The organism is Apibacter sp. ESL0404, assembly GCF_019469245.1.
Taxonomy (GTDB): domain Bacteria; phylum Bacteroidota; class Bacteroidia; order Flavobacteriales; family Weeksellaceae; genus Apibacter.
Map to the genome: position 1 here is coordinate 136,880 of NZ_CP048267.1, position 13,176 is coordinate 150,055.

A 13,176-nucleotide genomic window follows, 5' to 3' on the forward strand; every position below is an offset into this window, starting at 1 on the left:
TGAAATAAGATTATTCAAATTTAAAAAAACTATAAATATCAATGAAGACTTAGTTGTTATTTAAGCCAATGGATATTGTAAATGCTACATGAATTTAAAAAATGTTTAAATAAATTGTGCTTTCCCGAATGATTTTTTAAGTAAATAAAACTCTTAAAAATTCATATTTTTAAACCCTATAGTTTTTATGATACTATTTTTTAAACAATATGTATACTATTAGCGGAATGATAAAGGCATTATTTTTCGAGGTAGAAGAAAGTAATTAGTTTATTCTTTTATATCGAGAAAATTCTTAACTAACGTTTTAGCTTTATTTTGAGCTTTTTCCAAATTATCATTAATAATAACAGCGTCAAAATCTTTGGCAAAAGAAAGCTCTTCATCCGCTTTTTGAATTCTGGTTAATAGCGATTCTAAATTTTCAGTATTTCTATTTTTCAATCGTTCTTCAAGATCTTTTAAAGAAGGAGGTGCTATAAAAATTGCCAATGCTCTATCTTTAAATTGTTTTTTAAGATTAAGTCCACCCCTTACATCAATATCGAAAATAACATGCTTCCCTTGGTTCCATAATCTTTCTATCTCTGAATGAAGAGTTCCGTAATATCGTCCTTTATAAACCTCTTCATATTCAATAAATTCATTATTTTTTATTTTTTCCTGAAATTGTTCTTCAGTTAGAAAATAATAATCTTTTCCGTCAACTTCATTTTCTCTTTTAGGACGTGTTGTACAGGAAATAGAGAATGAAATTTCAGGAAATATGGATAAAAGATATTGAACAATGGTTGTTTTTCCGGCACCTGAAGGAGCTGAAAAAATAATTAATTTGCCTTCCATAGGCTTTCCCGGAAGCAATTCTTTAAGTTGAAACGTATCATTTCCCGGTTTTTGATAGATTAACCCCATGAATTAATTATAAAACGTTGTTAGTTTGTTCTTTTATTTTTTCAAGTTCGTCTTTCATTAGTACGACTAATTTTTGAATTTCAGAATGATTGGCTTTAGAACCAATGGTATTGATCTCTCTTCCCATTTCTTGGGCAATAAAACCTAATTTTTTTCCGGCTTGATCTTCTTCTTCAATTACTTTAAAAAAATATTCACAATGTTGTTTTAAGCGTACTTTTTCTTCATTAATATCTAATTTCTCAATATAATATACAAGTTCTTGGTGAAAACGCTGTTCATCAAATTGGACTTTCAATTCAGATAATTGTTTTTCTAATTTCTGCCTTACGGATTCAACTCTTTCTTGTTCGTATTTTTCAATTTCAGATAATGAAATGAGAATATTTTGAGTGTATTTTTTTAAAACGTTTTCTAAAGACTTTCCTTCTTCAGCTCTAAAATCGTTTACTTTTTCAATAGAAGCGTTTAGACATTCTAAAACCAAAATCCATTCATCATCACTAATTTCAATTTCTTGATTAGTAAATACTTCAGGCATTCTTATAGCCATCTTAAGGTAATCCAAGGGTGTGCCTTCTATTTGTAATTCTTCCAAATTGGAAATATAATTTTTAACAGCATTTACATTGATTCGAGAATTATTTTCTGCACCTAAATTTTCAATAACTATAGAAAAATCTATTTTTCCTCTTACTAATTTATTTCCGATAATTTTTCTTAATTCCAGCTCTTTATTTCTATATCTAGGCGATATCCTTACAAATAAATCAAGAGATTTACTGTTAAGGGTTTTAATTTCAATTGAAATTTTTAAATTTTCTGTATTGACTTCTGACTTACCATAGCCAGTCATTGATTGTAACATAGTTAATAAAAATATGGTTATAACTAAGCGTAGTTAATTTAAATGTAGTTTTGCAATTAAAAGAACTGCAAAATTAACCTTTTTTTAATTCAATTATAGTTATTTCCGGCCAAATTCCTACTCTTCCCGGAAATCCTATAAAACCAAATCCACGGTTTACATAAAGGTATTTATCCTTTTCTTGATATAAATCCGCCCATTTAGGGTATCTATATTTGATAGGAGACCATTTTATAACGCCGGGAATTTCAATTCCAAACTGCATTCCGTGAGTATGACCTGATAAGGTAAGATGCATTTTCTTTGAGAAATTTTTTACAATAGCATCAAAATGGGAGGGATCATGTGATAATAAAATATTGAATTCACCATCTTTAATGTTTTGAGAAGCAATTTCTATATCTCCATCTTTAGGAAAATGTCCTGCTCCCCAATTTTTAACTCCTACAATGTTGATGAATTGGTTATCTTTATAAAGTCTTATAGATTCATTTCTTAATAATTTCCAATCAATGGATTTATGATATTCGTTTAATTGATCAATATTTTTTTGTTGAGCAATTTCATTCTTTCCAAAAACATAAACCCCATAATCATGATTACCCAAAATAGAATATTTACCGTCTTTAGCTTTTATGGTTTTTAACAAAGGAAGCCACGGTTCCATTTCATCCGCCAGATTATTAACAGAATCTCCGGTAAAAACAAACAAATCTGCATTTTGATCATTTAGAAGTTTTATCCCTCTGGCAACCTTATCGAAATCCTTAGTATTAAAACTTCCCAAATGTATGTCTGAAAGTTGAGCGATTCTATACCCGTCAAAATTTTCGGGTAGATCAGGGAATTTTAAGGTAACTTTTCTTACTCTAAAATCAAATTTACCCCAAACAATACCTTCAATAATGGATAAAAAAGGAATACTTGCAAGTCCTAAACCAATAGCACTTATAGCCTTTCTTCTTTCAGGTAAATATGCGTCATTTGCAGATGGTTTTGATGTAACTTTTCTAACTAAAAAAGTCAGCATTCTTATGAGGTCCTCAAAAATGATCGTTATTGCCAAAACAAATTTAGGAACGAAAACAATCATAAAAAAACCTAATAAAAAATGAACTTGCCCTTTGTTATTTCTATCAATAAAAATGGACCAAATAAGAATAATCAATAAAGCACTAATTGAAAAACCTAACCAGTATTTTCTAAAAAGTTTATTAGTTGTCAATACTTTAATAGCTTGATAACAATAATATTCAACAATTAATGATACAATAAATAATATTCCTATTAAAGTGCCCAATGTATTTTTGAATTTTCAGTAATTAAATTTTATGGCATTCTATACAAAATTGCATTGATATTCATCCCTGCACCTACCGAGGCAAATATGACCAAATCATTGGATTTTAAAGTTTGGTTTAAAAAGTTACCTTTAACCATCATGTCATACATCGTGGGTATGGTTGCTACAGAAGAATTACCGAATTTTTGAATAGTCATGGGGGCTATTCCTTCCGGAATATCGGTTACCTTTAATTTATATAATTTAAAAACTCTTTCTAATATAGCATGATCCATTTTTGCATTCGCTTGATGGATAAGAACCTTATTTATATCGGATATGGTGTATCCGGCATCATCGATCACTTTTTTTACGACTTGAGGAACGTAAGTTAGGGCATATTCATATACTTTTCTTCCTTTCATTCGGATGTTAGCTTTCGATCCGACATAATTAGGATTTAAAGAGGAGTCTGTAGCAATATAAGATACTTCTTCTCCATTATCGCTTCTAGTATAATGATGAAGAATACCTACCGGCTTATCGGTTTCTCTGGATTCAAGTATTACACCTGCTGCACCATCAGAAAAAATCATACAATTTCTGTCATAAGGATCAACAGTTCTGGAAAGAGTTTCAGAACCTATAACCAATATTTTCTTAGCCACTTTAGCTTTTAATAATTGGTCGGCTAAAATCATCCCTTCATTCCATCCCGGACATCCAAAGTTCATATCATATGGCTTACACAAAATATTTTTAATACCAATTTTTTTCTTGGTTAAAGCAGCTATGGAAGGCATAATTCTTACTTGTCTTTCATTAGCATCGATATCTCCAAAATTGTGAGCTACGATAACATAATCGAGTTCTTCCTTATCTATTCCTGCATTTTCAATTGCTAATCTACCTACTTCAGCTGCCAAATCAGAATTCATCACATTGTCGTCGTCAACGTAACGTCTTTCAGTTATTTCAGTGATATCTGCAAATTTTTTAATAATTTCTGGAGTCGGTTTCGTTATGGGTTCCCTGTTTTCATCATAAAAAGTAATTCCTTCAAAATTGCTATTTGGAACGACTTTCTTAGGTAAGTACGATCCAGAGCCAGTTATAATACTTTGCAACATATTAAATTTGTGATATTATTCTTGATAATAATTTGACAAATTTATGTAATAATTACTAAAAAATCTATTATATTGTTACCTTTGTGCATCAAAGTAAGGTTATATGCTGAATAAAAATTCCTTACAAGGATTATTGATAGCGTTATTTATAGGATTAATTTCATTTTTTATATACAAGTTTTATATTGAAAAGAATGATGAATTTTTGTTGGATAATCCCAACAAGGAAGAAATTAAAGTATTTGTAAATGGAAAAAGTTATTTACTCGCGGGAGGACAATCTCTTTCAATTCCTGTTAATTCGGGTAAGAATACAATTTCATGTCAAAATAAACAGGGGAATATTATTTTAAAAGATACTTTTTTTATAATAACTAAAAATAAAAGAGGTCTTATTAATCCTTCTTTAGCAACCTATTTCACTTTTAAAAGATATTACGGTCATATAAAAAACAGAGACTCCATATATCGAGCCCATCGGAAAAATATCGATGGAAAAGAGTTTTTAGGTGAAATTGGCGAATACAACCAATTAGTAATACAAGATTTCTATTATAATATTAATCAAAATTTTCCTAAAATAATTAATAAAGTAGATTCCATAGAATCAAGGATTAAATTATTCAGAAAAAACCAATTTTTAGAGTTTTATCGGTCAACATTTGAATAAAACAGTTACTTTTGTAAGTTGAGAACAGCAAATTAATAATATGCCAAATATTGTAAAGCCATATAACGAAACAGAAAGTAAAAAGAAACAGGTTGAACAGATGTTTGATAATATATCTGAAAATTATGACTTCTTAAACAGATTGTTATCTTTTAACATTGATGTTTATTGGCGAAATCAATTGGAAAAAAAAGTGGTGGCATATAACCCCGAAAAAATATTAGATGTTGCTACAGGAACGGCTGATTTGGCGATTGAACACGCTAAAAAAACAATAGCTTCAATTACAGGTTTAGACTTGTCCCAAAAAATGTTGGATTACGGTCAAGTTAAAATAAATAAAAAAGGACTGAATAACCGAATAAAATTAGTTAAAGGAGATGCAGAAAATTTACCTTTTCAAGAAGGAGAATTTGATATTGTAACAGTTTCCTTCGGAGTTCGTAATTTCGAAAATTTAGAAAAAGGTATTTCTGAAATGGGAAGAGTACTTAAAAAGGGAGGCAAATTGTTAATTTTAGAATTTTCAAAACCCGGTGGTTTTTTTGCTCCTTTCTTTATGTTCTATTTTAAAAATATATTACCCGGCATAGGAAAAATAATTTCAGGAGATTCTCGAGCGTATACTTATTTACCCAATTCCGTTGATGCTATGCCCTATGGGGAAAATATGAAAAACTTGATCCTTAAAAATGGATTTAAGGAGGCAAGCTTTAGAAGATTGACATTTGGAGTAGCCACTGTCTATGAGGGAATAAAATAAATAAATAAAAAAATCGTTTTCTCTACTATGAAGAAATTAGTCATAGTTTTATTATTAATAGTAATACATTGTGGAGTTAATGCGCAGTTCCGTTCAAGAGATGTTATGGAAAGGTATACTGATTTTGATGATCAGGAATTTTCCTGGGGGTATTATTTAGCAATGAATTATTTTGATTTAAAAATTCATCCCAACAAAGAAGGTTTAGAACATACCGGCAGATATTTGGTTGATGTGGATTCTAAAGGAGGATTTACTGTAGGCTTAATTGGTAAAATGAAAGTTCATGACTACGTTGATTTGAGGTTAGAACCGGCTATGCACTTCACACAACGCGATTTAATTTTTAACAACGTTCAAAAGATCATCGATGAAGAAATTGCCAATGGTCTGGAAACTACTTACACAGAACAAGATGTCAAACGAAATGTAAAATCTACATATTTAGATTTTCCTTTATTTTTAAATTTTCACGGGGACCGATGGTATAATTCCAGACCTTATGTACAGGCCGGTTTAAGTTGGTTAATAAATTTACAAAGTAATGAGAAAAAAGAAAAGGATAATACCGATCAAATCTTCCGAATGAAAACTAATAACTTTTCTTATCAATTAGAAGCCGGTATAGAGCTTTACTTTAAGCGATTTAAAATGACTCCTTCAATAAGGGGGATATTCTTTTTCAATAATGAATTAGTTGCAGATAATCCGGGAACTCCTCCGTACTGGGCAGGTGCATTAAAGTCGATACATACCAGAGCTGTCGTCTTTTCAATTAAATTCGAATAATCATTTTTAAATCTTTTTATTACTACTTTTTGTTATAGTAAATAATTTAAATTTTTAGTTATTTTTGGTCTGCTGATTCTTCTTTTCTACAAATATATCGGCATATAATAAACTAAAAGTTAAAATGGAGTTATTTCAATTTATTAACAACTTGTTGAAATAATTCAGTATAATTAACTTAAAAACATCATATAAAATTTTAAATTTTACTGCAGGGATTTGTTAATTAAAACAATGTTGATGAAATTTTGTTGGATAAACTATTATATTAGGATATTAACTTTTTTAAAAAAGAATTTCATATATTTGCAAGAGAGTTAGAATAGTAAATTTTTCGTTCTAATATGGAAGAGATTATTCAGGGAATTAATGATTTGGAAAATAAGATTCTCGAATTAAAGAAGGAAAATGAAGAATTGAAAAGAAAAAATGAATATCTAGAAAATTCTCTTTTAAAAAATGAAGATAAATTTATTCAGAAAGAAAAACAATATAAAGAACTTGAAGAGCTTAATAAAAGATTGAAAGTTATTAATGCAATTTCGGGAAGTGGAGAATATAAGAAGTTGATGAAATTGCAGATGAATAGAATGATTAAAGAAATAGATGCATGTATTTCAGAATTGCAGAATTCATAAATAAAAATGTCTCAAAAAGTAAATATACGAGTAGCGGGAAGAAATTACCCCCTAGTAGTACAAAGTGAGGAAGAAGAGATATTACGAATTGCTGCAAAAAAAATAGAAAAATACATTAATACTTTTGAAAAAAACTATAACATTTCTGAAAAACAAGATGCTTTAGCTATGGCGGCTTTACAACTAGCTTCAGAATTAGAAAACATTTTAAGGGAAAAATCTCAAGAACAAAATGAAATTTTGCTTAAAATAAAGAAAATAAAAAAATTGTTATAGATAAAGTAACGCATTTCCAAATAGATCATAGAATTTAAAATTAAATGTAGAACAAAGATATAACCTACATTGATTCTAACTCAATTTAGTAAACTCAACACGAATTGACTGACTGAGTGATTGTTTTTTTTAATGGCGGGCTGCCTCTCATCTTCTCAGATGATTTGATAGAAATATCAACAGCAGATTACAGAGAAAAAAGCATAGCTTGAATCCTGTTTATTGGAGTTTACTTAAATCAAAGTTTAATAGGATTGATGTAGGTTTTTTTATATAAATTAATTGTATGAATGTAACGATAATATTTGAGTTAATCGCCACCCTTTTTATTGGGGGATTTATAGGATACTTCTTATCGAAAAGTTCTCTAAATAAATATAGAGAAAATAAATTAAAAGAAGCAGAAGACAAAGCTGCTGCGATCTTAAAGGAAGGAGAGCTTAAGGCCGAAAACATTAAGCAGGAAAAAATGCTTCAAGCAAAAGAAAAATTCTTAGAATTAAAATTACAACACGAAGAGCAAATTAATCAAAGAGAAAAGAAAATGCTTGAAGTGGAAAAAAGAATTAAAGACAAAGAAACGAAGCTGAATGACGAATTGCATCAGAATAATATTCAGAAAAAGCAATTAGATCAAGCCATAAATGATAATCAGATTAAAGCGGAAACGCTAACTAAAAAACAAGCTGAATTAAATCAAATGCACGAACAGCAGGTAGAAATATTAGAAAAAATTTCAGGATATTCTGCTGAAGATGCAAAAGCTGAATTGGTGGAAGCATTAAAGCAGGAAGCAAGATCCAGAGCTCAAGCTCAAATCCAAGCCATTGTTGAAGAAGCGCAGCTGAATGCAAAGGCAGAAGCCAAAAAAATTATAGTACAAACCATTCAAAGGGTAGGTACTGAACAAGCAATTGAAAATTCGGTATCTGTTTTTAATATAGAATCAGATGAAATAAAAGGTAGGATTATAGGAAGAGAAGGGCGTAATATTCGGGCTTTAGAAGCAGTTACAGGGGTTGAAATTATTGTTGATGATACTCCTGAAGCAATATTACTTTCTTGTTTTGATCCGGTTAGGAGAGAAGTAGCCAGATTATCTTTACATAGATTGGTAACCGACGGAAGAATCCATCCGGCAAGAATTGAAGAAATTGTAGCTAAAACCCAGCAACAGATAGAAGAAGAAATTATTGAGATCGGTAAAAAGACCATTATCGATTTAGGAATTCATGGATTACATCCTGAATTAGTAAAAATGGTCGGTAGAATGAAATATCGTTCTTCCTACGGACAAAACCTTTTACAGCACTCAAGAGAGGTTGCTAATATAGCAGGAATTTTAGCTTCCGAACTAGGGCTTAATCCAAAAATTGCAAAACGTGCCGGATTATTGCATGATATTGGAAAAGTTCCTGAAGAAGAATCCGAGTATCCTCATGCAATATTAGGAATGCAATGGGCGGAAAAATATGGAGAAAATCAAACCGTTGTTAATGCCATAGGTGCCCACCATGATGAAATTGAAATGAAAAGTTTGATTGCGCCTATTATTCAAGTAGCGGATGCAATTAGCGGTGCAAGACCGGGAGCAAGGAGACAAGTAGTAGAATCATATATTCAAAGATTGAGAGACCTAGAAAATGTAGCATTAAGTTTTGATGGCGTTAATACAGCTTATGCAATTCAAGCCGGTAGAGAATTACGCGTAATGGTTCAAAGTGAAAAAATAGACGATCAGAAAGCGTCACAATTGTCTTTTGAAATAAGTGAAAAAATTCAAAATGAATTAACGTATCCGGGACAGGTTAAAGTAACTGTTATTCGAGAAACGAGAGCTGTTAATATAGCCAGGTAGACTGTTTACCTAATAGATAAAAATAAAAAAAACTTTAAAATTAATTTTAAAGTTTTTTTTATTTTAGATTATAACAATATTTAAATTTATACTTCTCCTTCTTCGGGAAGATCTTCATCAACAGTAATATCAATACCCTCAATTTTTGTTTTTTGAAGGGCATTTGATTTTAATTTCACATATTCTCTTCTAGTTTTATAAATTTTTATGGCATCAAAAATTGCCTGTTCAAATGATTTTGCATCCGCAATTCCTTGTCCGGCTATCGAATAAGCTGGTCCATGATTGGGTTCAGTATGAACAACAGATAATCCACCGGTAAAATTTACGCCGTATTCATAAGCTAGAGTTTTAAAAGGAATAAGCCCTTGATCGTGATACATTGCTAATATTCCATCAAAAGAAGTATAAATACTAGGCGAGAAGAAACTATCAGCAGAGTAAGGACCAAAGGAGAGAATGCCTCGATCAAAAGATTCTTTAACCGCCGGCTCAATACAATTAATTTCTTCCTTTCCTAATAGGCCATTTTCTCCTGCATGTGGATTTAATCCTAACACCGCAATTTTAGGTTTTTCAATACAGAAGTCTTGAATTAAAGTGGTATGTAAAGCTTTAATTTGTTTTTTAATTAACTCCTTACTTAATAGTTCAGAAACTTTGGATATTGGAGTATTAAACGTGGCAAACGCAATCCTTAAATCGTTGTTTTCTAAAAGTAAATGGGCTTTCTCCTTAAGAGTATTTTCAAGATATTCCGTATGATTTAAAAAATTTAATCCTTGGGTTTGCATGCTTTCCCAATTTAGAGGAGCTGTAACCAAAACATCCACCGAACCTTGTTTTAAAGCGTCAACAGCAGCTAATAAAGAATTTTTAGCTATTTTGGCACTTTCTTCGGTTGAATTGCCAAAACTTATAGAAACATTTTCTTTCCATAAATTCACAACGTTTATTTTTCCGGGAATAGCTTCTTCAGCTTTGAATATTCCTTGAAAATAGATAGAATTTAATCCGAAAATATTTTTTTGATAGGATAATAATTTAGTAGATGCAAAAATAACCGGTGTAAAGAAATCTAAGATTTCTTTATTTTGAAGTGTTTTCAATATTACTTCAATTCCTATACCATTAGGGTCTCCTATACTAATTCCTATTTTTAGCTTATTATTTTTAACGCTCATATATGAACTGTGAAATTTATTATAACAAAAGTAGAAAAAAATATATACTTAATTTATAATAATTTAATAAAATAGAAATATTGCTATATTAAATAAAGCTTTTTAATTTATAAATCAACAATAATTATAAATTAAAAACAAAATATTAAAGAGTTTAAATATTGCCTATAAACGATTTAAAAAAAATTATAAAATAGTACTTTTGAATAAAAATTAAATATGTTTACAGGTATTGTAGAAGAAACGGGAAAGATAGTAAATATGGAAAAAATAGATGAAAATCTTTCCATATCAATATCCGCTTCATTTATTGATGAATTAAAAATTGATCAAAGTATAGCTCATAATGGAACATGTCTAACAGTTGTAGATATAAATCCGGAATTTTATACGGTAACAGCTATTGCTGAAACATTAAAAAAAACGCATTTTTCAACTCTTGCCATTGGTGATCGTATTAATCTGGAAAGATGTGTTAAAGTATCAGATAGACTAGACGGGCATATTGTACAGGGGCATGTAGATCAAGTAGGGGAATTGAAATCGATAGAAAATCAAGAAGGAAGTTTTTTATTGACTTTTACCTATACAGGTAAACAAATCACCGTGGAAAAAGGTTCAATCACTGTGAATGGAGTAAGCTTAACGGTGGTAGATAGTAAGGATAATGAGTTTTCAGTTGCAATTATTCCGTATACATGGGATCATACAAATTTTAAATATCTGAAAATTGGAGATAAAGTAAACTTAGAATTTGATATTATTGGTAAGTATATACAGAAGTTGTATGGTTCATGTAAGTAAATAATAAACTTAATTCAAAATAAAAGGCCTATACCATTTGGTAAAGGCCTTTTATTTCATAGTAGTTAGTCATATATTCCTTTACTCAGCTTAGCTCGTCTTTCCTTAATTAAGGCTTCTCTTTGAGCATCATTCTGGAATTTAGGTTTGGCGCCTTGACTATATTTTAATCTTCTTTCTTTAATTAATGCTTCCCGTTTAGCATCTGCATCATTTTTAGTTGATGGTTTTACTGTCGAATTTTCATTTGATGATTTAACCGGAATATTTTTACTATTCACCGTTTCAGTTTTTATGGGTTGAGATGAATTATTATTTTTAACAGGAGCCGTAACAGGAACGGAACTAGTTTTTACTTCATCTTTAGATTTTACAGAAGGCTTAGGTTTAGCATTGCTAATATTTTCAGGTTTTATAACGGTTGTTTTTGGGCTTGAAAGATTTGCATTTTTTCTTTCCTGAATAATATTATTTGATTTTATAACTTCCGGTTTTTTAATTTCCACATCAGTTGAAGTTAAATCATTTATTGCCTGTACCGTTTCTTTACCAGGAGTTAAATTATTATAATTAGTATTTTCATCAGAAGATATTTCTAACGGTTTACCAATATAGAAATCAAGAATTTTTAATCTGAATAAAAATGAATATTTAGCTTGAAGCATTTGAGATAATGCGTTGAAATAATTATTTCTTGCAGTATTTAAATCGTATATATTAATTTTTCCTGCAGTGAAACTCTTTTGTGCAAATTCATAGGATAATTCGGTGGATGCTACCAATTCTTTTGCAGAGGTAAATGTTTGATAAGCAGAATTTACGTCAAAATAAGAAGTTTGTATATTTTGCTTTAAATTTAATTTTTCTTGGTCGAGCTGGTTTTCTTGAATCAATTGATTAATTCGGGATTGCTGAACTTTTATTTTATTTGTTCCTTTACTAAATATGGGAATGTTAACCCCAACAGATACCATTTGAGAGTGATTGTCATACCATTGGTCGTCTATAGATTTACTGGAACGATCGAAATAATCCTGATAAAAAGTACTTACTTTATATCCGCCGGTAATTGAAGGGTAAAAAGCGGTTTTAGCAATATCAATATCTTTCTTTGCTGATTCAACCCCTAATTCGGCAGATTTAATAACCGGTTGATTATTAAAAGCATAATTGATGATATCATCCAAATTGATAAGAGGCATTCCTATATCATCGGAAACTTTAACATCCTCTATCTGAAAGTCTCGATAATCTTTTTGAAGTAACATGGCTAAAACCATTAGTGAACGATCTACTTCAATTTTAGCATTTTCATACGTTTGTTTAGCGTTCGCAAGATTGGATTTTGATTCATATAAAGTGCTTAAAGGTATACTACCGGCATTATATAATTTTTCATTCCTGTCTTTATCTTTTGCTTGAGTATCCATGGAATTTAGTTGAACTCCTAAAAGCTCTTTATTCAATAGAACGGTTAAATAATTTCCTACTAATTGTAATGAAATATCATTTTTGATTTTTTCAGTGGTATATTGATTTTGTTGAACCAAAAAAGAGTTTTTTTCCTCTGTTAATCGTAAACGTCTGTTGTTATAAAGTATCATGGAGGATTCAAGAGCAAGATTGTTCTGATATCCTTCTGTATATTTATAATAGGAGTCTATGGTAAAATCTGTTACACCATCTTGGGTAACCTTTTGTGTAGCCAATGGACCAAAAGTTATACCGTTGGTTATAGTACCTTTAAGATCGGGTAGTTTTTCTTTTTTAGCAATTTTTAAATTACTTTCTTGAACTTGTTCATTTAGTTTAGAAGCAAGTACTTGCAAATTGTTTTCTCTGGCGTAAGATAAACAATCATTGAAAGACCATACTTTTTGCGCTGAAATAAATCCGACTATGAAAAAAGCGATTATACTGTTGTTTAGTTTCATTCTTATGTAAATGAATTTTCAGTATTATAAGTAGAATAATTATTTATTTTGTTACAAACTTATCTAAA

13 protein-coding genes are annotated in these 13,176 nt (G+C 30.0%); 7 read left to right on the top strand and 6 right to left on the bottom strand.

The genetic code is table 11. From position 1 onward, the window contains the following. Positions 1 to 270 precede the first annotated feature (270 nt). From gmk to GYM72_RS00595, 4 genes are all read right to left on the bottom strand, one after another. Positions 271 to 912, bottom strand: coding sequence for a guanylate kinase (gmk, locus tag GYM72_RS00580; RefSeq protein ID WP_317164154.1), 642 nt, complete (start codon positions 910 to 912; stop codon positions 271 to 273). A gap of 7 nt (positions 913 to 919) precedes the next feature. Next, a complete protein-coding gene (locus tag GYM72_RS00585; RefSeq protein WP_220264344.1) occupies positions 920 to 1,780 on the bottom strand; it encodes a YicC family protein in 861 nt (286 codons plus the stop codon). A 73-nt stretch (positions 1,781 to 1,853) separates the two neighbouring features. Then, entirely contained in the window at positions 1,854 to 3,080 is a 1,227-nt protein-coding gene (locus tag GYM72_RS00590) for a metallophosphoesterase (RefSeq protein ID WP_220264345.1), read from the bottom strand. Positions 3,081 to 3,109: 29 nt separating this feature from the next. Beyond that, positions 3,110 to 4,192: a 3-oxoacyl-ACP synthase III family protein gene (locus tag GYM72_RS00595; RefSeq protein ID WP_160565785.1), complete on the bottom strand. Its 1,083-nt coding sequence runs from the start codon at positions 4,190 to 4,192 to the stop codon at positions 3,110 to 3,112. 103 nt (positions 4,193 to 4,295) lie between these two features. On the opposite strand from GYM72_RS00595, the gene GYM72_RS00600 reads away from it, so the two are divergent. The 6 genes from GYM72_RS00600 (at position 4,296) to rny (ending at position 9,186) form a co-directional block, all read left to right on the top strand. Then, entirely contained in the window at positions 4,296 to 4,862 is a 567-nt protein-coding gene (locus GYM72_RS00600; protein WP_220264346.1) for a hypothetical protein, read from the top strand. A gap of 40 nt (positions 4,863 to 4,902) precedes the next feature. Then, on the top strand, positions 4,903 to 5,625 hold the full coding sequence (gene ubiE, locus GYM72_RS00605; RefSeq protein WP_220233804.1) for a bifunctional demethylmenaquinone methyltransferase/2-methoxy-6-polyprenyl-1,4-benzoquinol methylase UbiE: 723 nt from the start codon (positions 4,903 to 4,905) through the stop codon (positions 5,623 to 5,625). A 27-nt stretch (positions 5,626 to 5,652) separates the two neighbouring features. Beyond that, positions 5,653 to 6,414 carry a porin family protein gene (locus GYM72_RS00610; RefSeq protein WP_220233805.1) on the top strand — a complete coding sequence of 254 codons (762 nt, stop codon included), beginning with the start codon at positions 5,653 to 5,655 and terminating at the stop codon, positions 6,412 to 6,414. A 344-nt stretch (positions 6,415 to 6,758) separates the two neighbouring features. Further along, positions 6,759 to 7,052 (top strand): hypothetical protein, encoded by a 294-nt coding sequence (locus tag GYM72_RS00615; protein WP_105296322.1) that lies wholly within the window; start codon positions 6,759 to 6,761, stop codon positions 7,050 to 7,052. 6 nt (positions 7,053 to 7,058) lie between these two features. Continuing rightward, positions 7,059 to 7,328 carry a cell division protein ZapA gene (locus GYM72_RS00620; RefSeq protein ID WP_105296321.1) on the top strand — a complete coding sequence of 90 codons (270 nt, stop codon included), beginning with the start codon at positions 7,059 to 7,061 and terminating at the stop codon, positions 7,326 to 7,328. 286 nt (positions 7,329 to 7,614) lie between these two features. Next, positions 7,615 to 9,186, top strand: a complete 1,572-nt coding sequence (rny, locus tag GYM72_RS00625; protein WP_105296320.1) for a ribonuclease Y — start codon at positions 7,615 to 7,617, stop codon at positions 9,184 to 9,186. A gap of 86 nt (positions 9,187 to 9,272) precedes the next feature. On the opposite strand, the gene pdxA is transcribed toward rny, so the two are convergent. Further along, positions 9,273 to 10,370, bottom strand: coding sequence for a 4-hydroxythreonine-4-phosphate dehydrogenase PdxA (pdxA, locus tag GYM72_RS00630; RefSeq protein ID WP_220264347.1), 1,098 nt, complete (start codon positions 10,368 to 10,370; stop codon positions 9,273 to 9,275). Positions 10,371 to 10,589: 219 nt separating this feature from the next. On the opposite strand from pdxA, the gene GYM72_RS00635 reads away from it, so the two are divergent. Then, positions 10,590 to 11,174 (top strand): riboflavin synthase, encoded by a 585-nt coding sequence (locus GYM72_RS00635; protein ID WP_220264348.1) that lies wholly within the window; start codon positions 10,590 to 10,592, stop codon positions 11,172 to 11,174. Between the two features lie 65 nt (positions 11,175 to 11,239). Here the strand turns inward: GYM72_RS00635 and GYM72_RS00640 are convergent, their stop codons facing one another. Next, positions 11,240 to 13,108, bottom strand: coding sequence for a TolC family protein (locus GYM72_RS00640; protein WP_220264349.1), 1,869 nt, complete (start codon positions 13,106 to 13,108; stop codon positions 11,240 to 11,242). Positions 13,109 to 13,176: the final 68 nt, after the last annotated feature.